At 43.2% G+C, this 24,877-nt stretch carries 16 protein-coding genes; 5 read left to right on the forward strand and 11 right to left on the reverse strand.

What is annotated here, in order from left to right; translation table 11 throughout:
• Positions 1-15 precede the first annotated feature (15 nt).
• From L6E24_RS08385 to L6E24_RS08425, 9 genes are all read right to left on the reverse strand, one after another.
• On the reverse strand, positions 16-981 hold the full coding sequence (locus L6E24_RS08385; RefSeq protein WP_257741541.1) for an alpha/beta fold hydrolase: 966 nt from the start codon (positions 979-981) through the stop codon (positions 16-18).
• Between the two features lie 95 nt (positions 982-1,076).
• Positions 1,077-3,050 (reverse strand): S9 family peptidase, encoded by a 1,974-nt coding sequence (locus L6E24_RS08390; RefSeq protein ID WP_257741542.1) that lies wholly within the window; start codon positions 3,048-3,050, stop codon positions 1,077-1,079.
• Between the two features lie 194 nt (positions 3,051-3,244).
• A complete protein-coding gene (locus tag L6E24_RS08395; protein WP_257741543.1) occupies positions 3,245-3,799 on the reverse strand; it encodes a class I SAM-dependent methyltransferase in 555 nt (184 codons plus the stop codon).
• A 125-nt stretch (positions 3,800-3,924) separates the two neighbouring features.
• The gene (locus tag L6E24_RS08400; RefSeq protein ID WP_257741544.1) at positions 3,925-6,018 is read right to left on the reverse strand and encodes a M3 family metallopeptidase; all 2,094 of its coding nucleotides are present in this window, start codon (positions 6,016-6,018) and stop codon (positions 3,925-3,927) included.
• A gap of 202 nt (positions 6,019-6,220) precedes the next feature.
• Positions 6,221-7,252 carry a mechanosensitive ion channel family protein gene (locus tag L6E24_RS08405; RefSeq protein WP_257741545.1) on the reverse strand — a complete coding sequence of 344 codons (1,032 nt, stop codon included), beginning with the start codon at positions 7,250-7,252 and terminating at the stop codon, positions 6,221-6,223.
• A 108-nt stretch (positions 7,253-7,360) separates the two neighbouring features.
• Positions 7,361-7,834: a flavodoxin family protein gene (locus L6E24_RS08410; RefSeq protein ID WP_257741546.1), complete on the reverse strand. Its 474-nt coding sequence runs from the start codon at positions 7,832-7,834 to the stop codon at positions 7,361-7,363.
• A 126-nt stretch (positions 7,835-7,960) separates the two neighbouring features.
• Positions 7,961-8,797 (reverse strand): hypothetical protein, encoded by an 837-nt coding sequence (locus L6E24_RS08415; protein WP_257741547.1) that lies wholly within the window; start codon positions 8,795-8,797, stop codon positions 7,961-7,963.
• Positions 8,798-9,138: 341 nt separating this feature from the next.
• Entirely contained in the window at positions 9,139-10,845 is a 1,707-nt protein-coding gene (locus L6E24_RS08420) for a cache domain-containing protein (RefSeq protein WP_257741548.1), read from the reverse strand.
• A 247-nt stretch (positions 10,846-11,092) separates the two neighbouring features.
• Complete coding sequence (locus L6E24_RS08425; protein WP_257741549.1) at positions 11,093-12,883, reverse strand: cation:proton antiporter; 1,791 nt, start codon at positions 12,881-12,883, stop codon at positions 11,093-11,095.
• 401 nt (positions 12,884-13,284) lie between these two features.
• On the opposite strand from L6E24_RS08425, the gene L6E24_RS08430 reads away from it, so the two are divergent.
• Positions 13,285-14,748 carry an MFS transporter gene (locus L6E24_RS08430; RefSeq protein WP_257741550.1) on the forward strand — a complete coding sequence of 488 codons (1,464 nt, stop codon included), beginning with the start codon at positions 13,285-13,287 and terminating at the stop codon, positions 14,746-14,748.
• 39 nt (positions 14,749-14,787) lie between these two features.
• On the opposite strand, the gene L6E24_RS08435 is transcribed toward L6E24_RS08430, so the two are convergent.
• Complete coding sequence (locus tag L6E24_RS08435; RefSeq protein ID WP_257741551.1) at positions 14,788-16,626, reverse strand: ATP-grasp domain-containing protein; 1,839 nt, start codon at positions 16,624-16,626, stop codon at positions 14,788-14,790.
• A 254-nt stretch (positions 16,627-16,880) separates the two neighbouring features.
• Positions 16,881-17,228, reverse strand: coding sequence for an STAS domain-containing protein (locus L6E24_RS08440; RefSeq protein ID WP_257741552.1), 348 nt, complete (start codon positions 17,226-17,228; stop codon positions 16,881-16,883).
• A 41-nt stretch (positions 17,229-17,269) separates the two neighbouring features.
• Here L6E24_RS08440 and L6E24_RS08445 point away from each other — a divergent pair, with 41 nt between their 5' ends.
• The 4 genes from L6E24_RS08445 to L6E24_RS08460 all read left to right on the forward strand — a co-directional run bounded on the left by L6E24_RS08445 (position 17,270) and on the right by L6E24_RS08460 (position 24,871).
• Positions 17,270-18,850 carry a sodium-dependent transporter gene (locus L6E24_RS08445; RefSeq protein ID WP_257741553.1) on the forward strand — a complete coding sequence of 527 codons (1,581 nt, stop codon included), beginning with the start codon at positions 17,270-17,272 and terminating at the stop codon, positions 18,848-18,850.
• Between the two features lie 128 nt (positions 18,851-18,978).
• Positions 18,979-19,944: an IS1 family transposase gene (locus L6E24_RS08450; protein WP_257741554.1), complete on the forward strand. Its 966-nt coding sequence runs from the start codon at positions 18,979-18,981 to the stop codon at positions 19,942-19,944.
• Positions 19,945-20,434: 490 nt separating this feature from the next.
• Complete coding sequence (locus tag L6E24_RS08455; RefSeq protein WP_257741555.1) at positions 20,435-22,498, forward strand: hypothetical protein; 2,064 nt, start codon at positions 20,435-20,437, stop codon at positions 22,496-22,498.
• Complete coding sequence (locus L6E24_RS08460; protein ID WP_257741556.1) at positions 22,499-24,871, forward strand: phosphoadenosine phosphosulfate reductase domain-containing protein; 2,373 nt, start codon at positions 22,499-22,501, stop codon at positions 24,869-24,871.
• The last annotated feature ends 6 nt before the right edge of the window (positions 24,872-24,877 follow it).

The following is a 24,877-nucleotide window of genomic DNA, read 5'->3' on the forward strand; positions in this document are numbered from 1 at the left end:
TTTGAGGTCTTCTTTTTATTTGTGCTCAAGGAGGAATGAGACAACCTTCTCCCTGAGTTCATCTACATGAGGTGAGATCCATCCGCAGATCAGGTGTGATGCCTCTTTTACCCAGTAAGACTCAGCACCCGGTATGTTTTCATACGCATAAACACCGTTATAGAAGAGCACGTCACTGTCATGAGTGCCATGGACGATTAAAGAGGGGCAGGTTATTTTATCCACCGGCAGGTCACCGATCCGGGCCATCTTATCCAGGTCGTTTTCAAGGCCGGGTTTTCTGTGCTTATAGTCCGTCATCGAGCGTACCATCCGGAAGAACATTTTTACCTGATTGGGGTCCTTTATGGCAGTCTTTACCTGCTCTTTAATCTGCTCCGGACGGCAGAGTGATGAGTGCTTAATCACATCCTGAAGGCTCTTTTCCGGGAAATGCAGGCTCATCTGCTCCATCAGCTCAACTCCGGTTCTCGACATAATAAGTTTTTCCATGACTTTCCCGATATTGACGGAGAGGAGATACTGCGAAGAGACCGCATCCATAGCAACAAGGCATTTGACCCTGTCAGGATGCCGGATCGAAAATTCGTAACCGGAGGCTCCTCCGGCAGAGCCGAACATCAGGTGGACTTTCTCTATTTTTAAGGCGTCCAGCAGGGCAGCGAGTGCATCAGCCTGCTCAGCCGGAGTTTTTCCGGTGTCAAGGGGAGTTCCCAGGTATCCCGGCCGGCTGACAGAAAGCAGTGAGAATCCTTCTGTTGTTATCCAGTCGAAGAGGAGCAGGGACTGGTCATATCCGCCCGGTGTACCGTGAATTGCAAGGATGACCGGCCCTTTCCCTATGAGAGAGTACTCCATCGTCCCGAAAGAGGTTTCAGTTGTCTGTTTTGTACTGAGGAGTTCGTTCTGCCGTGCTATCTCCTCCTTCAGCCACCTGTGATAGTCCGATGAGAAGAGTGAGTCCGATGAATTTTCTGCCATGGATAGTTGTTAAGAAAAGAGGTTAAAATAATTTATGATGCGTCCGGTCTGTGTAATATCTCTTCGTTACAGGCCGGATTGTTATATCTTCCCTGTTATAATGAAGAGAAGAGGTACTGGTCAAGCCAGTCCAGCTCTTCCTGTATCTTACGTGCCTGCGTCTCCGGCGTTGTCATGTGGTGCGGCTGATCTTTGAAGAGAACGAACCTCACTGGTGCCTGGCTTCCTTCCTTATACGCCCGGTATGTGACCCAGGCACTGGACGGGTCCACCTGTGGATCTTTCGTTCCGATCATCATCAGAAGCGGGGTTCTGACATTTTCTGCCTGGTAGACGGGCAGAATATTCTGGAATGCCGCAGGGTCCTGATAAGGACTCTTCTCATAATACATCCTGTCCATCACGATGCCGTTTGTATTCGCTATCTGCGAGTTCTCGTCGGCTGTCCCTGCACCTGAAACCGCAGCTTTCAGCGTTGGATCTTTGGTTATAAGGGCAAGAGTAAGTATTCCGCCGTTTGACCACCCGGTCACACCGACCTGTGAACGGTTGATGATCCCCATTTCCGCAAGGTGATCGACTCCGGTCATAAGGTCCTCCGTTGGCAGGCTATAATAATTTCCTCCCTCAATTGAACGTGCAAAGTTGAGTCCGAAATTTGTGCTGCCGTGGTAATTGACCGAGAGTGTGACTGCTCCTTTGTCCGTTATCAGGTGGTACGGAAACTCCCAGGTGTCACGCCAGCTGTCAAAATCAGCATAGTTCGGCCCGCCATGGATGACAAGCACCAGTGGGTACAGCTTTCCCTTCTCATATCCCGGCGGGTACCGGATGACACCATATACCGTATCGCCCTCTGCACCTTCCCATTTCGTGACTTCGGAAGTCCCGAGGTCCTTCTGTATCAGGTCCTGGTTCAGGCCGGTCAGCCTGACGGGGTCTGTGATCCCGCTTCCCGAAACCGCTGCCCTGAATAACTGGGGCGGTGAGCTGGCTGAATTGTAATTGTATACTATGGTGGAGCCCGTACTGTCGGATTCGGCAGCAAAGATGTTTCCTGCATCCCTGCCGTTAAGCGTTGTCATCTTCCACCCGCCATTGCTCCGCGTTGCCCGGACAAGTTTCGGGTTTGTGCCGTCAGCGAGGAAGAGATAGGCTCCGCCGTTGAACGGGTTGACCTCAATATCACTGTTGAATATATCAATATGCAGCCCGCGTTCCCAGTTGAGGGGCACTTCCTCAAGTTTTTGGGTAGCCGGTGAATAGACAAGAAGTTCTGCTGCATTTTCGACCGGGTACCTAAGACCTCCGTTGATGATCTTCTCGATATAGACGTCACTGCTGTCCGGTGACCAGGCAAACTGATTTTCGTCCTGGTATCCCTCAACAAGAGTGAAGAGTTCCTTCTCCTCTCCGGTAAGCGTGTTTAGGAGAACATACCGGAAGGTTGCCCCGGTCTCCCAGGACTTCGGGTTGGGGGATGCCTTGTATAATACATATTTTCCGTCCGGCGAGGGCTCCCAGATCGTAATGACATCATTGTTGGCAGAGATGGGAGCAATAACCCCGTCTTTCAGCGAATAGGTCCTGAGGATGACTGGTCCCGGCAGTTCATCCGCGACAATAGCAACTTCGCTGTCCGTTGCAGCACCGGCCGGTGCTCCCGTGAAGATCAGGCGGTCGTTTCCAAGGAAGAGAAAACTCCCGGCAAGTTCATCTGTTACACCTGACAGGGCGGTTCTCTTCCGGTCCGTCAGATTCGTCAGATACATGGATACAGGCCCGCCTTCACGGGGCATTGCCGCATATGCCACCTTTTTACCATCGGGAGAGAGTGCACAGGCGGTGACCGACTGATCTGGACCTGTAAGTGCAAGTTCAGTGGCGGAGTTCACATCAACGTACATCAGTGTGCCGTTGTTCGCAGGGGGTTTAAGGTCGGTTCCGGCTGTCCTGATGTACACAAGGTTTCCCCCGTCTGCCGAGAGGGTGAAATGGCCGGGTGTCTCCATATAGAGAATATCATCCGGTGTCAGGGCGGAGGCAGATGCCGCCGGTATAAATGCCATTGCCAGAGCAGAAAGCAGAATAAATGTTAAAATCACAGGAATGCGCCACAATATCATATTTTTACAGAGGTTGTTCTGATATATAACATTTGGCAGTTTATTTCCGGTTCATCTTCTCTCCTGTAATTCAGGAATTACAAATTAACGTTTAAATATGAAACCTCTTACTGTTGAGACTTTAGGACCAAACAGAACTATTGTGCCTTCTTATCGACAACATATACCATCATTTTATCCACCGGGATTACTCTGGTGATACCCGTTTCTTTCAGATTCTCTTCCAGTTTTTTAAGGTTAACAGGTTCAAAATCCTCCCTGCTGTGCACCTCTGAAAATCCTTCTTCTGTGTATTCTACAATAATAAAGCGTTTTGAAGAAACACGCCGGAATTCAGATAACGCCTGATCTCTGATTTTGATGGGGAAGTGGTGCAGGGCACAAAAGCTGATGCAGACATCGAATGCATCGTCGCAGTAGTAGAGATCTGCCGCATCCTCCTCTTCAAAACTGATTCTGTCTGAAACACCCTCTTTCTCTGCATATTCCTTCCATAACCGGAGTTCTTTCCGGTCAATATCAACGGAAGTAACAGAGCAGCTGTAATACTTCGCGGCTATGGCAGAGAGTGGTCCGGCACCTATATCCAGTATTTCAAGGTTGTTTACCCCGGCGAGATCAAGAACCTTCTTCCTGACCTTTACAAAATCTTCTTCATCCCTGATCTTCTCTTCTTCTGCGGAATCCCTCATTGTCATCGCCCTTAATTAATTTCAGCCTGTTTTATGGATATTTTTCTGCAATATGTGGGGCCGGATTCAGGGTTTTTTCGGGTGTCCCTGACTGAATCCCGGCCTTAAGAAAAATCGCCGGACTGTTATGTCTGTTGTTCCTCTATTCCAAGATGTTTATACAGTGCCTCAGGTCCCGGTTCCCTTCCGAGGAAATTTTCAAGAAGTGTCATTCCGTCCTGCATATTGCCCTTTGAGAGAATTTCTTCACGGAATTTCATTCCGGTTGTCTGGTTGGTCATGCCGCTCTCTTTGAATTCATCAACGATTTCCATTGCATAGACCTTTGACCAGAGATACCCGTAATATCCGGCATCATATCCACCCATCATATGGCCGAATGAGGCCGGCTGATGTGTCCCGGCAGGTGGTCTTGTGCCCGTAATATCCTCATATGTCTGATACCAGACCTCAGTTGCATTTACAGGTCCGGCAGCAGTGTGAAACCGCATATCCTCCAGGGAGTTGATGATCAGGCGGCTGTATTTATTGCCTGATCCAACATTCCGGGCATCAGTTACCCGTTCACACAGTTCCACCGGAATCTTTTCAGAGGAATCATTGTAATGGCCGGATATTGATCTTAACACTTCGGGGTCCCACGCCCACTCTTCAAGCGTCTGGGAGGGTGTCTCAACAAAGTCCCACTCTACACTGAATCCGGAGAGACTGCCATATGGAGCATCTGTCAGAAGGAAGTGCATTGCATGCCCGGCCTCGTGAAAGAGTGTCTCTGTCTCTGTAACTGTCAGAAGTGACGGTCTCTCTTCTTCCGGTTTGTGGAAATTGCCTATGATTGTCACAACCGGAACTGAGTATCCGTCGTCCTTCAGCCTTCCGGTTATGAGCGGATAGGCACAGAAATGTCCGTATTTCCCCTCACGGGGGTAAAGGTCAAGATACATATATCCTATAGTCTCATTTCCGGTTGCGTTCTTCACCTCATAAAGCCGGACGTCAGGAGACCATACGGACGCATTCTCAACCTCAGAGAATCTGATGTCAAAAAGGGTTCCATAGATCCTGAAAAGTCCCTGAAGGACAGTGTCGGCCGGGAAGTATTCTCTGACCTTCTCTTCATCATATGCATACTGCTCTTTTTTCTGTATGTTCAGGAGGTATGTAATGTCCCAGGGACTTACTGATGTTGCCTCGGGGTCAATACTCCTTTTAACTGTAAGGAGTTCTCTCATCTCACCGGTGTATTTCTCCTTTATGGGTTCTTTCATTGATGTCAGAAATTCCATGACATTGCTGGTATTCTCTGCCATTCTGCCGTCAGTTTTGTAATCTGCCCATGTGGAGTATCCGAGTGCCTCTGCAATTTTCTGCCGGAGAAGTATCGCTTCTTCAAGTAGAGCCGTGTTTGTATCTGCCTGCCTGTTATTGTATGCCCAGTACATCCTCATTCTCGTTTTCTCATCTCCGGCATATGTCATAACCGCAAGATAGTCGGGAGATTTCGTGGTGACAAGGTATGTTCCCTGTGGGGTCTGTTCAAATGTTTCGACTGATGAAAGCGGCACCCCGGCAAGTTCTTCAGCGGTAAACTCAAGTGTGGTGTTGTCGCTGTTCAGGTTGGCAGAATACCGGGTTTCAAGCTGTCCGAGTCTGTTTTTCATCTCACGGACCTCTGAAAGCTTTTCTTCCGGAAGTTCAAGCCCGTTCTTTTCAAACTCCCTGATTGTTACGCTGTAGAGGCGTGCTTCCTCCGGATTACGGGGCACCTGCTCCTTAAGTGCATCATAGAGTTCCCGGCGGGTATAAACCCCGGTTTCGAAAGTATTCGCAGACTCCTCACAGGATGTGCCTTCCGCAGCTATTTCTGCATCAGGATACACATATCCCATCAGTGTCAGAGGACCGATGGCATCTGAATAGTCCATCATTGTCCGTTCAAATGCAAGGGCTGTGTTGTCAAAAGTTCGCTTTTCCGGTGTTATTTCAGCAATGGCATTCAGTGAGGCATCTGCGGCCTCTTTTGTTTCCTCAGCAAGCTGTGTTATCTCTCCGGGGGAGTAATGTGTCTGTATGGGACTGTTTTTTTCCGGAAGTCCAGTTCCTGCTGGTTCTTCATCTCTTGTATTCTGGAGGCATCCTGCTGTCATGAGAAGTATAACGGTCAGGATAATGATAGATGAAAAACTGTATCTAAGAAATTTATTGCTGTCTTTATGCATAGGAAATCAGTATTCTGATATTTTTCTGAAGGGGGATAAAGAGTATTATCTGTACTGGACAAAAAGAGGGGAGGGCGGCAGGGTTGTGTGTTAATCTCCCTTCAGCGGTTCCTCTGATTTTAAAAAATGTAATTCTTTGTCTGTTATCTGTTTACCTGAATTCCCTGCGTAATTTCAGTTTTTATCTGCATTGTGGCTGTGTTTACTCACCAGCTTTTAAGTGAACATCCATCTGCGGGAACGGTATCTCTATTCCTTCCTCGGCAAATCTGCGTTCAATCTCAAAATTAACGTGATCCTTGATGTCCCACGACATATTGAACTTCTTTGCCCAGATGAGCATCATGAAATCAAGGCTTGATGCACCGAACTCCAGGAAGTAAACGGATGGTGCGGGGTCGCTTAAGACATAATCTGTGTTTTTTATGGCATCACCGGCAATTTCATAGAGTATCTCCTTTACCCTTCTGACGTCGCTTCCGTATCCTACAGATACCGGAATCCTGACTTTAAGTTTTACATCCGGCATCGCGTAATTTGTGATGATGGTATTGGAGATCTTTGAATTTGGTATGGTGAGCATCTGGTGGTCAAGTGTCTTAAGGCGTGTCGAACGTGGTCCGACTGAGATAACGTCCCCAAGTTTGCCCTCGATCTTTATCCTGTCACCTATTTTGAAGGGTTTGTCAACTACTATTAAGGCTCCGCCAAAGAAGTTTGAGATTAGGTCCTGTGCTGCGAGTGCTATTGCTATTCCGAATATTCCTCCGGCTGCAAGGAGTGGAGTTATATTAATCTCAAGATAGCTCAGTATCAGGAGGAATCCTATGAACCAGATGATGTATTTTGCTGAAACCTCGAGAACATCGATTATTTTATCATCCAGGTCGCTTTCGGTCTGATCAGATACCCATCTCCCGTACAGGCAGATGAAACTCTCAGCAAATGTGGCCACAATCCACGTTGCAAAGATAATGATTAGTGTATTGAAGTATCTGCTGCTCAGTATCCATGCGTAGCCCTCATGAATGGGGATATACTGGAGAGTGATAAAGACGGTTGAGACTAATATCCCGATAACTACCGGTTTTTTAAGTGATATTATCAGAATGTCGTCAAGTTTTGATTTTGTTTTCTCGGCTTTCCTTTCAAGTACCTTAAAAATCCTGTACGTGACATATGCCAGAATTGTGCCTGTAAAGAAGATCACCGCTGCGATGTTAAGATCTGACATTTGGGTTTACAGTTTTATTTTATAAAATATTTTAAGCTATATTTTGGTCCAAAGATTTTTGGAATTCATTTCTGCCGGGAAATATGGTAATTATGTGGAAAATCAGATTTATGGTGATTTAACAGCATTGATAAGTGCATTGACTTTGTCTTCATCCTTCACGTCTTTTCTGTCGAAGATAAACCCGCCTGCAACTTTCACTCCTCTCTTCTCAAGGGCCTCTGCAAGAAGAGGGATGGTCTCTCCGGGCTTTCCCCCGCAGGTTGCAAAGATGACTGCTTTTTTTCCTTCGCAGCCGGAAAGTGCATTTACTGCCGCATTTATGGGCGGTGCTGCCCTGAACGCCCAGACAGGAGTGCCGATTACAATTACATCCGATGCGGAGACATCAATTGATGCAGGTTCGATCTCATCGCATTCACCTTTTGCTGCCCGAAGGCATCCGAGTGAGTAAGCGGTTATCTTTGAATATGGCTTTTTTGTCTTAACTTCAATTAGATCACCTCCGCATGCCTGCTGAATTTTTCCTGCCACTCCGCGGGTGATTCCGGTGTATGAATAGAATATAGTTGTTGTTTTCATGGTTTTTCCCTCATTCTTTTTTATCTTCTGTATTTTTTATGTCATTTTACAGATGAAGGCTGAATTTTTCCGGTTAATCTGAGATGCTTTACGGGGAAGATTTAATCCTTTGCCTGAAGTCATTGATCATTCACATTTTATTCCGGATTTTGGGCATTTTGTTACGCACCCGCTGCAGGGCATTGTTACAAGCCTGGCAATGTATGGCGCGAGGGGGGCGGCGGTTCTGAGGAGAATACGCCGTTTTAAGATCCATTTTACAGACGGAACAAATAACGGTGGAACAAATGTGCGGATTGTCATGCATCTGAATGCATCCACCCCGTCCGGCCCGAATGCTTCTCCGGGGCAGTTTCCGATGCAGAGTCCGCATCCGGTGCAGAGCGGGAGAATGTCTGCTTTTCTTCTGCATGATTCTTCTCTGTCTTCTTCTCCCGGTGTCATACCGGGGGCTGAATCTGCCATGTTTCCGGTTGTAACCGAAATTTTGGCTGCCTGTAATTTGGGAATCCGGTTGCCGGTTACAATTCCGCTCAGAAAAACCCGCGGGCCGTATTGTGGTGTCAGGAGTAGTGAACTCTTTCCTATTGTTCCAAGACCTCCTGCGGCTGCTATCTGCTTTAACCTGACAAGCCCCCTGACCTTTCCTTCTGTTATTGTAACCGGCAGATAGAGGGGTACAGGTTTTGCAGAAATACCTCCGGCACTTATCAGAGCAGAGAGCTTTTTTGCTGTCATGTCAAGTGACTCGGCTATTATAAGCATCTCCCTGGTCTTCTCTTTTGGGGGCAGATTATAGACGGACAGAGGTATCTCCTTTGCAAAGATGATCACGGAGCCTGCACCGGGGAGGAATTCGTTTACATAATTCCGGTCAGGCGGAGGAATTTCTGTAATACTCACTTCGGCAAATTCCTTGATACCTTCACTGCTGAAAAATGTATGTATGTCCGGGACGGTCATTTATGATCTGTTATGGACATTTCCGGCTATAAAGGATTCGGAGAAAGGGCAAATCTGTGAAGGGGATGGTGCAAATTATTATGTATTATGCACTGTCTCTATAGTCTTGTGAACTACCTCTGGGTCTTTAGCCCAGAGGTAGTTCACTCCATATTTTCAGATATATGTCTGTGCGAATGCAGCGTGGTCCTGATTTAATAGATATTCGTGATATGGCTGATCTCCGTGAGATTGCACCGGCACAGCAGAAAAAACCAATTATATTCCTGACCGGCACTGATGGACTATTATATTAAATCCGAGAATTGATTCTCAGAAAAAATTGAGTTTTGATCCTGCATTCATATGCTTTCGGTATAGATACCTGACCCGACAAGCCATTCATTATTGACCGGTGTGACATAGCAGAGTTTTAATCCGGAATCTCCTGTTTCCGGGTTGAAGTATTCGGCATATACAAATCCTCCTCCACGCTTTGCAGCGGATATCTCCCATCTGATAATTTCTACTCCATAGGTGTCGGAGAAATCGAGCCGGTCTGTGCCGATAAGTTCCGGCTGGAACGGAAGTGCCAGCGTGGTTCCGTCATATTCGTAGGCAAAGATGTAATTTACACCGTCTGCGAAAGTCCCGTTAAGGTCATTGAAATCGGCAATTGCTCCTTCTTTATCGTTAGCCTGTGCATAGTCACGTGCATTCTTCACCCTTTTTACAAGTTCATCTATCTCTGTCTCATTGAATACAGCGGGAATTTCCGGAAGGTAAATCCCCGCCCCGACAAACCATTCGTCATCAACCGGCATTACATATGAGAGTTTGAACTCTTCTTTATAGTTATCTTCAGGATTCGGGTATATGTAGTAGAGTGATCCGCCGCCATTTTCTGCTGTATCAATTGCCTCTTCGATGAATTCAACGCCGTTTGTATCTGTAATTCCTGCACGGTCGGTTCCCAACATCTCCTTCTGGTAAGGGAGCGCAATTACCGTTCCGTCTGTCTCATACGCGAATATGTAAAGTTCTCCGCTGATGAAAGATCCGTTTACGTTATTGAATTCATTTAATGCAGCTTCTTTTCCGTGTTCCTTTGCGTATGCAGCGGCATCATTGACAAAAGCTTTAAGATTTTCATATCGTGAGTCAGTCGTTTCCGGAATTTTCACCGGTTCAGCTGCTGCTTCGCCTTCGTTTTCACTGCCTGAATGGGTGACTACAACCCTCCATTCAGCACCGTTAATTCCGGCTGTCTTCCAGGAGGCTGCCTTTGTGACATTTTCGTTCCAGTTTTTGTCTGAGAATGTATATTCTGCTGTTCCGGACGGCTCCTTAAGAATCTCTTTTAATACTGCCTGAAGTTCCGGGTCGCTGTACATCGAATCGGTCATGAGATTGTTGCCGATCTCCTCTTCTTTGGTATCATAGATCAGAGTTCCGTCTGTCTGTGCAACCCAGACATCATATGGTGTATTTTTAATGACCGGATTTATCTGTCTGGCAAGGAAAGTATCCGGCTTGTAGGTTATGTCGGTGTAGCCGAGATATTCGCCTGATTTGGAAAATACAGGAGAACTCTGTGAGATCCCGGTGAACCCTTCGGCCATTGTAAATACATCACTTACAATCGCTATCTGCTCTCTGTTTGCGGTCTGAACCTGCGACTGCCAGCTTAAATCCTCACCTGCAACGCCTGCGTAGTTTTTTGGCATCGCTGTCAGGACTACACCCTCTTTTGATATAATCAGCGATGAAACCGCCCACGGATAACTGAGAAGGTTGTCTGAGAGGATTTTTTCAGCTGCGTCTCCTGTGAGTCCTGCTTCTGAGAGGGCGGCACTGTTTCCGGAAAGGCCGCTGTTTATCTCTTCCAGTCCTGCATCTATGGACTTCGTGAGTTCATCTGCAACGGTTTGCATAGCGTTTTCTGTTTTTGTATCGGTTGCAGTGTTAACCCCGTCTGTCTGTGTATCGCTCTCCTGTCCGGTGCATCCTGTAAATGCAATTATAAGAGCCATTATCAGAATAACTGAAAATATAAGACTTTTTTTCATAAATCCATTTCACCTGTAAATATTTTTACCGGAATATTCTGACAGGTATTCCCGTCCCTGTCTTACTGTTAATATGTATGTTTTACGGATATGAAGTTAGCTGAATATCAGAAGAGTTTTTTTGTATATTATCATTGGTGATCTTTGTGTTGGGCGGGAGAGTATATCTCCCGTTTCTCCGGTACACAAAGACCCGTTTCCGGTTCAGATTAATTTTTCCGGAATCAATAACTCTATTTTATGCAGATTATCTTTTTTGTGCGACGATAATAAGGAATTCCCCGTCTGCAAGACGGGAATCACTTCCGGGTACGGCAAGAGTTCCGTCACTGTTCACTCTCATGAAGGGTTTTGTCCCTTCAGGTGTTCCGCCATATTCTGGCTGTTCTCTGCTGTCAATGGCCCTGAAACTATATCCGTTCTCAAGCATCTCCAGCAGTTCATCCTCCATGCGACCAAAAAGGCCGTACGGAGTTTTCGCCAGTATGTCAATTTTTCCTCCAAAAACCCTTCTGTCCTGCATATCCCGTGCCGTTCCGAATATGATCATATTTTCCGGTCCGACAGAGTCGATAAACGCGTCCTCCGCTGATCCGATGCTGTCTTTATTTGAAGAAGCTATCAGGAGCCACGCAATTTTCATTTTAAAAAAATGTGCATCGTCCAGAATTTCTTCATCCCCCAGATCAACCAGAGAACCTGTATAGGATTCAAACGGTATCTTTCCGGAATCCGCAACACTCTGAAGTCTCTTACTGCCCGGTGCCAGTACCATAACCGTTGCTCCTGCTGTATGCAGGGCTGATGCCAGGTCGAGAGCCCAGCGCTGTTCCCCATAGATGGCAATTCCAACGGGTTCGGGGTCTGCAATCTTCAGCACACGGGAGAGGACAGGTGTTCCCAGTCCGTAGATAACTACTGTGGACAGTATCACAATGAAAACAACGGGGACCATTTCGGGGAAATTAACCCCCACTTCGTTTAAATTAAGTGCGAATAATGAAGCAGTAGCCGCAGCTACAATACCCCGCGGGTGCAGAGCCCCGATAAATATCCGCTGTGCACGGCTGTAACCCAGACCATGAGTGGCCAGGAAGGCTACCAGCGGCCGGGCAATGAATACATATACCACTACCAGAGCCAGAGCGGGTAACAGATACTCTCCCATGGCAGAGAGATCAACCATTGCAGCCAGCATGATGAACAGAATGCCGATGATAAGCGGTTCAAGTGTTTCAGTCAGAACCCGTATGCTGCCAAACGGTGTCAGGGGCTGGTTTGCTATGACAAAACCCATGGTTAACGCGGCGAAGAGACCTGCCTCTGAAAATATCAGTTCCCCTACGGTGATAACCACTATCCCCAGCATCAAAGCAATGAGGCCGCTGAGTCCTTTGGGTATATTGCGTGTACGATCCGCGTAAGTGTAGAAAAGAGCTGCCACAATACCAAGAATCACGCCCACTGCCATGGTCAGAAATATATCCAGGAACGGGTTCGGGTTCTCAGCAGTAATAAAGCTGATCGCGGCCACCGCAAGAGCAGCACCAATCGGGTCAATAATAATGCCTTCCCATTGCAGAACCGTGCCTACCGGTTCCTTTGGGCGGGCAAAGCTGAGGATTGGCCCAACCACGGTGGGACCGGATACTACCAGCAGGGCAGAGAGGAGAAATGCCAGCGGGAAAGGGACATTAAGAAGTAAGAGTGCGGCCGCAGTACCGATGGCCAGTGTCAAAACCGCCCCGGAAGTTACCAGCCGCCAGACAGAACGGCTCACACCGGACTGCAGGTTATTCAGACGAAGTTCCAGTCCGCCCTTTAACAGTAAAATTCCAACACCAATTGTCACCAGTGGAAATAAGGCATCTCCAAAGATTTCCTGTGGATGTACCAGCCCCAGTACCGGGCCGGCAATCATACCGGCCGGCAGAAGAAGGAGGATTCCCGGAATTCTGAAGATCTTTGCCAGCCACTGCATTGAGATGCCAAGACCGATGATCAGGCCCAGGCCAATATAAATAAATTCACTGCTCATTCAAATCATCACTGTCCGTCATGCACCTGCCTGCTTTTATCTCTCATACAAATATTATCTTCTCTCCGGTTCCTGTTTTCTTTAACAATTTATATCTTTCATTTGATATTTGATCCGTTATTGTGTTATCTTAATTTAGGTATTATGTGACATTCTATGAGGAAGCAATTCTGCCTTATTTTGATTAGATTTTATAATATGGGTAGAAAATGCTGAGTCCAGAGCTTAACTAAGATTTCATGTTGGTTAATATTTCGTTATATCACTTTCTTCCCTGCTGTCCCGGCATTGCGCAGGGCCGCGACCGAAAGGCTCACAGTGGGTCTTTGTCAGAATTAATACCAAACGATTTCATAAGGTTTAACATTACATAGAAATTACTCTTTATATTGATGGGAATTTTGCCTGGTAATAACAATAAGAATCCTTCAGGGGATTTCAGACAGAAAATAATGCTCGCTACGGTCTGCTTCTCGATGCTTATGATATCGCTTAACAGCACAATCGTGTGCGTTGCCCTCCCTACGATTGCCGAATCGTATCATGTTTTTGCAGACGATGCCTCATGGGTGGTTCTCGCATATCTGCTGAGCCTTACAGGGACTCTTATCATATTCGGGCGGCTGGCGGACGTAAGCTCTCCAAAGCGGATATTTATAACCGGACTTGGAATCTTCGGGTTCTTTTCATTTATGTCCGCTTTTATGCCGAATCTGGAGCTGTTAGTCGCAGTCAGGTTCTGTCAGGGAATCGGTGCAGCAATGCTTGTTTCTGTCGGCGGAATTATTGTCAACAGATTTTTACCTCAGGAATCAGCCGGGAAGAATCTTGGACTGATGACATGCGCAATAGCTGTCGGTTATGTGGTCGGTCCGCCACTTGGGGGATTTATCAGCAATTTTCTCTCATGGAACTGGGTTTTTTTAATCAGCGTTCCTTTGGCAGTAATTATACTGCTCATTGCCTCATTCATAATTCCGGAAATAAAAAAACAAAAAGAAGAAGGACTGCCAATCGATCTTCCTGCTTCGGCCCTTTTTTTTGCCGGCATGATATTATCGGTTGTCCTTCTGTCATATGCTGATCATCTAATCAGAACCCCGCTCCTCATGGTGCTGATACTTGCCATTGCAGCAGCATGCTGGGTAATATTTATCCGGAGGGAGAAAAGATCAAACTGTCCTCTTCTTCCCCTGCACCTTCTTGGCTCATCCGGGTTTGCACTTGCAATCCTGGTGTGCCTCGGAAACGCCCAGATGGATGCAGGTTCGGTATATCTCTATCCGTTTTACCTTGAAATAGGAAAGGATCTTTCTGCATGGACCTCGGGACTTTTAATTTTGATCTTTGCAGCCGGCATGGGCATATTCGGATTTTTATACGGGAAAATTTCCGGTAAAAAAAGTTCGGAGCAGATCAGTATCATAGCTTCTGTGATCCTTTTGTTCTCATTTGCAGGTGCATTGATAAGTATGTTTTCTCCCGGCCTTTTTATGATTGCAGTCGCTCTGTTTCTCGGCGGTTCGGCAATCGGAATGCTTACAACCGCTAACAACCACATCATCACCGCAAAAACTCCGCCTGAATCACAGGGAGTTGTATGGAGTATGATAATGACGATAAGCGGTCTTGGCTCTGTCACGGGGATTGCGGTATTCGGCCTTCTGTTCAGCATATTTGTGGGTGATACACAAAAAACATCAGAGCTCACACAGGAGATTAATCCTGGTGGATTTGGTGTACTTTTTGTATACGGAATGATCGTCTCGATCCTGCTGATAATAGCAAACTACATTCTGGCAGGAGAGAAAAAAGATAAAAATGAAGGTAAAAATGAATTTGTGAAAGAAGAGATCAATACCTGAATTCTGGAGATCTCATTATAATAAATCCTTTTCTGGCCGTTACGGTTTAATGCCTGATATGAACATTCTCTCAGAGTCTTCAGAAATATCCCCACCTTTTTCATCGATTATAGATATGTCCCCAAGTCCGCCTGCAATCATCATAATCCTGTACACTGAAGAGTAGGCACCGGCGGACTGCTCACCGGGAAGACTGCTGCCCTCTCCCTGAGATACCGGAGCTTCAACAACCAGTTTTCCTCCCGATCTCAGGAAGGTTATGTACCTGCGAAGTGTGAGCGGATCGCGTTTTTCATTGAACGGACCCGGTCCTGTCAATATAATGTCGAAGCGGCTTTCGAAGTCCATTTCATTCAGATCCAGGTTCAGGAACTCTCCGGGAATATTGTCGGCCTTAAACTTCTCCCTGGCTGTTCTGACGCTTTCAGCATTATTGTCTATTCCGGTAATCTTCAGCCCCTTTCCCGCGAGAACCCTGATCATTTCCCAGTCATTGCAGGGGCAATAGAGAAATTCCTCGCCGTCTTTGAGATTTAAATGAGTGAATATCAATTCTGCATCAGATCTGCACTCTTCCTGCTCTCTCACGATGCCGGATTTAAGGCTCTCTCTGAATACACTGTCTATGCCGGAATTTTCATCCGCCTTTTCATCGAGTTCATAAAGCCGGTCCTGTGCAAGATCTTCAAGATCAGATATTGTCCTGTAATCCGTAAGCAAAACATCTTCTACCGGGTGCTTGAGGAATATAAGCCCCGGAGCCGTCTGAAGATCAATGGTATCTTCAAGATTCCCCGACTCTATCAGATGGATCAGATTTCCGCTGTGCACACTGGGAAGTTCGCACAGCAGATCAAGAAGTGGGATCTCCTTCAGCTGCCCGCTCCTGCCTGATCTTAATACTTTCATCATCAGGTGATTTTTAATTGTATATTTATTTTCAATCTCCCCCATGAATTTTTCAGGATTCACGTAAGAATCAATTGCAAGGTCCACCTGGTTCTGTCCGATGCACTCATCCATCAAATCGGGCGGCAGTGAACCCCCCATTACCCTTAAATTTGTTTCTATCAGTCTGGGGCCTGATTCGGTCATCATTATCTCCGTGTGTGTGGGTCCGCGTGTTACTTCAAGGGCTTCGAGAGTGCTGAGAGTATATGATATTATCTCATAAAGGGGATCTCCGGGTTCAGGGTACGGCAGGAGCCTTGCATAGTCATATATCTGCGAGATTCCGGGGAGGTAGATCTTTTTATATACCCAGAAATCGGTCAGGAGATGTCTTCCGTTGTAGCTTACGGTATTGACAATATATTCCGTGCCTTTAAGATACTCCTCCGCAAGCACAGTGTTGTTTTTATTCCCAAACAGATCGCTGGTTCCCGCCAGGTTATTCCATGCCGTTTGCAATTCCTCTTCATTCCTGCATATATGAACTCCTACAGTTGCTGCACCTTTGTTCGGTTTTATGACGATAGGCCATTTGCCAAGTTTTTCTGCCCATTTCAGGAGGTCGTCTTCAGATTCGGCTTCATGATATGCCATAGTGGGCACACCTGCCTCGGTCAGGGCCTTTTGCATCAGAAATTTATCCTTTCTTGCAGCACGTTTATTCCTGCCGTTTCCGGGCAGATTCAGCAATTCGGCAAGTGCTTCGGCAAATTCAACTCCGGAATCCGCTGCGGGGATAACTGCAGTAATATTACGGCCTTTCAGCTTCTCTGCAATCTCTTCCGGGTTGTTATCGCTGACCAGCCACTCTGAAAAGATATCTCCCAGTTTGTTCTTTGTCTCTTCCATCTCCAAGCGGAATACAGGTGACATATCAGGGGTGCTTACCACATGGATGATGTCGTAACCGCGATTGAAAAGTTTCACCGGAAAGAATTTTCCCGTGGAAAAAGCATCAATGATTACGACTGCAGGTTTTTGTTTGTCTGTCATGGTCATATTCTCTAATTTTTAGTTTGTTCTGTTTTTAATTATAATATTGTGGTCTGGCGATTAAAAACGGATTTTCAATTTGAAATTACAAAGATAACCGGATTTAGTCAGATTGAAGAGATCTGTCGCCTGTCAGTTGAAAATAGTCTATGAAAAAGTCCGGTTCCACGTTCAGATGGTAAAAAAATTTATTTTATAAAATCTGAAAGTGCTTCATTATCCGAGTCGTAAAAATCAAAAATATTGTTAAATCCGGATACAACGAATACATCCATGACAAAAGGTTTTAATCCGGATAATTTTATGTCTCCTCCTGATAGCTTTACTTTTTTCGATGCCAAAAGCATTACTCTAAGCCCCGAGCTGCTGATATAATCCACTTCATTCATATTGATTATAATCTTCTCAGAACCTGATTCTATGGCCTCTTTCAGATATTCATCGAGAATACCGGAGTTTTGTGCATCTATCCTGCCTTTGACCATAATAATTTCAGCTGGTTCCGATTTTTTCCGGTTAATTTCCATGATATTCATTTTCTAATCGGAACAGATAATATCTTCCTGTTTTTTCAGTTATGCGAAAGGAATCATCATCTATTTATCATGTTTATGCAATTGTAATAATAATGGCAGAACGGCAAATCTGGAGTTCACGAACGACATTTATTCTGGCATCAGTAGGCAGTGCTATCGGATTGGGAAATCTGTGGAGATTTCCTTATGTCGTTTACGCGAATGGTGGGGGGGCTTTTCTCATTCCTTACCTGATCGCACTTCTCACTATAGGGATTCCTCTTCTTATTCTAGAGATGGGAATCGGCTACAGGACTCGATCCGGTGCTCCCCGTGCCTTCAGCAGGCTACTTGGCAGGAAGTATAACCTGTTCGGATGGATGATGGTTCTGGTCGCATTTTTAGTTGTTACATATTACGGAGTGATCGTCGCCTGGTGCCTTGATTATACTGTTTTCTCTCTCAATCTTTCATGGGGTTCCGATCCACCGGCTTTCTTTTATGATTCCTTTCTAAACGTTTCGGATGCTGTTGATGGGATCGGCAGTATCAACATTGTTGTTTTAGGTGGAGCGATCGTTGCATGGCTCTGGATTTACACATCCGTATTCAGGGGTGTCAAATCATTAGAGAAGATGCTCTGGATCACTGTGGTTCTGCCCTGGATTCTTATCATTGTTTTCGTGGTCCGCGGCATCACGCTTCCGGGTGCGATGGACGGGCTTGCCTTTTACCTTACGCCCGATTTCCAGGCACTTCTGAATCCGGATGTCTGGGTTGCGGCATACGGCCAGATCTTTTATTCACTCTCACTTGCATTTGGGATAATCATCGCATATTCACGTCTTATCGGTGAAAAGCAGGATCTCGTGAAGAACGGAGTCATCATCGCCCTGGCTAATTGTTTCACCTCGATCTTTGCCGGGCTTGCGGTATTTTCCACTCTTGGATATCTTGCACATACCAGTGGTGTTGGAGTAACTGAAGTCGTGAGAGGAGGAATTGAACTGGCCTTCATCACTTACCCGTCCGTTATAAATGCCCTTCCTATTATGCCCGAACTATTTGGCGTTCTTTTCTTCCTGATGCTTGTAAATCTTGGTATAAGCTCGTCTTTTTCCATAGTTGAGAGTCTGAATGCCGGAATTCTGGATTACATAAAAAAGCCGGAATGGCTGGTAACAGGTGTGATCTGTATAGCTGCGTTTATAGTAGGCCTCATTTATATGACGAATGGGGGTCTGTATATGATTGACCTTGTAGACCACTATCTGATGGCTTACATCCTGCCGTTTATCGGGCTTTTAGAGGTGGTATTCATAGGATATCTCTATGGTGCCCCAAAAATGAGGACCTTTATCAACAGGTACTCAGATCTTCATCTGGGCAGGTGGTGGGATTACTGCATTTGTTTTGTCGTGCCCGGTTTTCTGATCTTCGCTCTTTGTCTTAACTTCTATGAAGGTATATTCCAGCCTTATGGAGGTTATGAAATGCTTGACAATATAATCGTATACCTGCTTATCGGCGTGATTTTTATTCTTGCAATATTCATGTCCAGGCTTATCCGTAATAGTGATGATGATGATTATGATGATGATGCGGACTCCTACCTGCCGGGAGATATGGATTCAGATATTTGAGGGATGGTTTTCTCATGGGAAAGAGTGAAATGCCGGAGTTCATAAGCAATTGCCTGCGGAGAATTAGGTTGTGTCCTAAGATAGCATACCTTATTGTGTGATGAATGACATATATTTATGTGATACATATGGCTCGCCCACGTGGAAAAATAGATGTTGTCTGCCAAAATCCTGAGTGTCAATATTATCTCAAAGAGGAAGGAAAGGATATAATCAAACGAGGAAAAGATGCCAGAACTTCTCATCAACGATATTACTGCAAACACTGTACAAAATTTTTCATGGAAACTAAAGGTACTCCCCTATTCTACAAACACCTATCTGAAAAAGAAATTATAACCATTTGCAAGCATTTTGTGGAGAAAAATGGAATAAGAAGCATCGAAAGATTAACGGGTCACCACCGCGATACAATTGGACGGTTGCTTACTGATGTAGCTGAGCATGCAGCAAAGATGAATGATATACTCATTGAAGAACTTGATCTAAGCCCTATAGAATGCGATGAGTTCTGGAGTTTCATTAAAAAAAAACAAAAAAATGTTGTCAAAGAAAGCTCAGAACCAGATTTCGTTGGCGATGCATGGACATACACAGCAATAAAACGAAAATCCTATTTTATAATTTCTTTTGCAGTTGGAAAACATAAACAAGCAACCTGTAATGTCATGATGAATGACCTTTATGAAAGAATTAAGCTCCCTGATCCACAATCAAAACTTGAAATTTATACTGATGGGAATGACCAATATCTGACAAGTTTAAATGCTCTTTACGCTAATCCCTGCGTTAACTATGGTCAGTTAATAAAAGTCCGGAAAAAGGGGAGAGTTGAAGAAAAATACAAAATTGCAGTTATTGGTGAGCCGCCGTTATCCAAAATTGAAACTACTGATGTTGAAAATTCTAATGGAATCCTTCGTGAAAGAGTTGGCCGTTTGGTGAGAAAAGCGAAGACATTCTCAAAGTTAAAACCAAAATTAGAATCAGCATTAGATATTTTTCAATTTTATTGGAATTTTATGAATGAATTCAAGAAAAAATCTACACCAGGAATGATTGAAGGTATAATAGGACTTACGCGAAACGATTAATTTGTAAACTCAATGAGCCTAACAATAAACCAAAATAATCATTTGCAGTTTCCAAACATTTAAGTCAAGTTTTGTACTGCGTAAGTCCTATATAATTGATAGAAAGATTACATGGCCAGTATTTTTACATTCAATAATTAAGTATGTTAATTGGTGCCACTGCCGAAAATTTAAGCACATAGATCTAAAGTGGGCTTGAAATTGAATAATGATGGCATATTTCCCACTATTTATAATCTGATGAGATGCCTTATTTAATTTTCATGTCTCATAAGGCATTTTATCATAAAAAATGGTCCGTAAATTAGCCATTTATTAAGGTTCTGTGCCTAAATATGACAGGTAGTTAGTTTGTAATTACCCAGAAACTAATATATTATTCTCTGCAACTAATATATATTAGATTAATTGAAGTGGGTGGTTAAAAATTACAATTTTTGATTATTCTGAGGTGTTTGGCAAGTTAAAGAGAATTTATTTCTGGAATCGTTTGTCGGAGACTCAGGTAAATATACATGTTGATAAATCTGTAATACGCTACAATGGTTTGGTGCTGCCAGTTAGGATGCGTCCTTTTTTTGATGCAGAATTTTTAAATCCAGGTGGTATATTGGAAATTAGTCTGATTCATGAGAATAGTGGGATTAAATACAGTTCTTGCATCCGGAGGGCAAATAATTTAGATGAAAATCAAATATCACCTACACGTATATATTGGGATGAAGCACTTAGTGATCTAATTGAATATTTAATTTTGGATGGGAATGATGTCTTAATATTAAAATTTATAAAATTTACATTGGTTAAAAATAAGTATTATATTAATATTGGACGCAGTGATTTGCAATCTGGAAATGATCAGTTTAAGCGTCTAATTTCAAATCATGAAGATCCTGTGCTGCCTAAAATTATTAATAATTCTCAGGAAAACATTGTTGAACATCCACTCGCAAAACCAGATACGGTGGCAGGGTCTCATTTCAAGCAGACGATTTATGAGGCGTGTGAACCTGAAATTAATGGAAATCGAATTAAGATGGAGTATGAAAAAATCCTTTGTCAAAATAAATTATCTCATAAATATAAATTATATGCAAAAGTTCTCACAAAACAATTTCCACGAGGAATAAATCTCAATAATCAGCTTCAGGTTGTCAGGTGCATGGTTGCATTTAAAAAAGCTTTTTTTGAAAATTATAACGAAGAATGGACCGGGGATTACGATCAATTTATCAAGGATATTATAGAGATAACTGTTGCATGTGATGATACGACAATGTTGTCAATAACATCATTAAATATTTCTGATTCCTTACTAAATGAGATAATTGTTCATGTTAATAATCTTTTTGAGTCAGGGGAAGCGATTGTTTCTTCTGATGAACTTTATATCAAGTTTAAGCAAAGGTTACTCCAGACAAATATTTACAATTCCACCACGCTAGAGAATGTTGTTAGATACTATATAGGGGGTAAATACAATTTCACTGATGGTTATATTTGTTCCCAAGAATTGTCCAGTATAGATGGTTATATTTTTGATAAAGTGTTAGCGGCACTTCTGAAATTTTCCGGTCCAATGTCTTATGAGGAACTTATACGTACACTCCCCCATTTTCCTGATGAGAAAATTAGGGACTGCCTTAAAAGTTCCTCTAAAGTTATCAGAGGGAAGAAAGGATATTATACTCATATCGATTGTTTTGATATTACGTTGCAAGATAAGGAGTTGCTCCTTACAACTATTAATGATAATATGCAAGATAATGTAATTACCACTGCGGGTCTTTTTGATGCATATCTGGCAATTAACCCTGATTTCTTTGATCGAAATTTCATAACTGATATCGTGTCGCTTAGTGACATTTTCAAATATTGTTATCCATCAAAATATACTCATAAACGTGGGCAGATAATTTTTGGAGACGGATTAATTCTCAGTTCAACCGAGAAGGTGGTACGTCATCTTATGTCAATGAAATCTTTCACGTATCATGATATGGATGAATACAAAAATTCAAACCATTATAACGTTGATTGTCGAGGGGTTCTTAAACCAATCTTAAAAAAATATTTTCGCCTTGATGAAAATCGGTTTATTTCAATCGATCAAATAATTATTTCAGAGAACGTATTAAATGGTATTGAAAATTTGCTCATGGATGAATTAAAAATGGGGTATGTCTGTTCTGCAAATATCAAAAATTATCTATCATATCCATATATTGGATCTAATCCATGTACCCCATATCTTCTTGAGAGTATTATTAGGATTTACGGCAGCAAATTCAGATGTCCATTGAAACTCATTGAGTATTATACTGGCTGCAAAAAACCCCGAGGAATTATTGTTATATTGGACTCAGATTTTACCACTTATGAGGATGTCCTGATAGATGTTCTAAAAAAGCAAAACAGCCGGGAACCATTTGAAAATCAAATGAAAGCAATAGAATATCTTAAAGAGAGAAATTATATGCAAACTGCTTTACGAGATGGATTCTCAAGCATCTACTCAAAAGCGATTGCTAAATACGATTTTTTTGGTATATAAATGTACAAATATGAATGGGATCCAGAAACAGGTGGATATCTACTTACAACAACTTCTGAAAGTATTGTTGGAAAAGAACTCCGGCCGGTATATTCTTCTGAATTAGATTTACTAGGATTTAACAAATATTGGACTTATCCAAGAGATGATACAAAACCTTTGCTCTGGGCAGAAAATAACTTATATTATTATTTAGGAAGAATTGTTGGTAAAACGAGTGGTGGAAGTCTCTATAACCGACCTACACTCATAATTATTGAGGATGGATTGGAATTAACCTTTGTAGATGTAGCACTAATGGTGAATAAAAATCGTGTCATAATGGATGCTCTTGTTCATGATACACTTCTCACGATCTATGCTACATACCAACAGTTCAAAAATAACATTGATATTTTTTACGTTGCATTCAGTGGAGGAAAAGATTCAATAGTTGCACTTGATTTAGTACATCGTACTCTTCCAAAAAATGAATTTCTGGTTTTGTTTGGAGATACAGACATGGAACTTCCAGATACATACTTGTTTATGAATGTTATATCAAAATTTTACAACGATATTTCCTTCCATGTGGCCCGTGCTGAAATAACCTCTGTCGAATCTTGGAATATATTTGGTCCCCCAGCACGTGGTATTCGCTGGTGTTGCAGTGTGCATAAGACAGCTCCACAAATTAGGTATTTGCGTAATTTATTTAAAAAATCAAACGTAAGAGGGATGGCTTTTACGGGAATCCGGGCAGAAGAAAGTAATGCCCGTTTCTTATATGACATGGTGAGTGTCAGTAAAAAGCACCCTGGACAGGCAAGTTGCCATCCAATTCTTCAATGGAATTCTGCGGAGCTTTTCCTATATATCTATGGTAATAATCTCCCCCTCAACGAAGCATATAAAAAAGGGAATTCGCGCGTAGGTTGTCTATTATGTCCGATGTCTGGAGGGAAACATGAGTTCATCAAGATGTCTTGTTATCCAGATGTGATGACAAAATACATAGACATAATTCGGAATACCAGTTCAAAAACCTTTGATCGATTATCAGATATGGATCACTTCATAGAAGATGGTGGATGGAAAATACGTTGTTCTGGACGTGAAATAAAAACTGGTAAAAACCTTATAGATGTGATAAGTAACAAAAAAGAGCTAAGAATCATCTCCAAATGTCCGGCGGATGACTGGAGTGAATGGATAAAAGCACTAGGGGAGTTCTGCCAAATAGATAACAATTGCTATCTTGTAACATACAATAATGCGACATATCATTTTACTGTTACCAAAAATGAAAACCAGTCTTTGGAAGTGATTTTGCCACTAATTGGGGGAGGTAAAAGTGAAATTTATTTTGTTTCACTATTCAAAAATGTTTTTCGCAAAGCTGCCTATTGCAGAAGATGCGGAGTATGTGCAGCAGAATGTAAGTTTGGATGTATCACTATGAACCCAGACTCTATGAAAATTGATGGCAATGAATGCAAACATTGTGCTCAATGTCTAAAAATTAAATACGGATGCTTAATATGTTCGTCAATAAAATTACCATTAAGCAAAGGGACTGAAAAAATGGTTGGAATGGATAGATATATGACATTTGGATTCCGGAAAGAATGGCTTGATTCATATTTCAAAGATCCTGATAAATTCTGGGATCATAATGATTTAGGAAGTAAGATGATTCCGGTATTCAAAAAATTTTTACGGGATGCAGGGATTATCTCTGGAAAAAGAGATCTTACACTTACCAGAACAGGACAACTGCTCAGGTCTATAGGTTCAGATTCTGAGGTTACATGGGCAATTATTCTGGTTAATCTCTCATACACTCCTCAAATTGGATGGTATGTAAGAAATATTGTTCCTGGTACCAGTTATACAATGCAAGATCTCAAGGCGCTCCTTCCCGAAGATATCAAAGACACAGTGAAACGCAATATTGTGAGTGCTTACCGTAATATTATGGTACAAACTCCGATTGGAAGCCAGATTGGACTTGGTCACCCTCAAAAATCCGGTTCAAATGTAAAATATTTGGAGAGAATAAAATGGGAAAATCCGATTCCTGAAGTAATATTATATGCCTTCTACAGATATGCAGAAGAAAATATTCAGGAAGATGATAGTATTCGTGACAATGTTAACTACCGGTTTACATTAACCGAGATCTTATCCGAAGATCCAGACATTTCCGGATTGAGTCCCTCACAGATATTTGATATTGATAGAGATACATTCAGGCACATTCTTGAAGGGTTGTCTATTGAGTATTCAGAGTATATTTCAACTTCTTTTACCCATGATTTAGACAATATTGTTCTTTCTCAAAATAAAACATCAGAAGAGATTCTTGAAAATGTCATGGTGGCGATAAAATGATGAGTA

Source organism: Methanoplanus endosymbiosus (assembly GCF_024662215.1).
In the GTDB taxonomy this organism is placed as follows: Archaea; Halobacteriota; Methanomicrobia; order Methanomicrobiales; family Methanomicrobiaceae; genus Methanoplanus; species Methanoplanus endosymbiosus.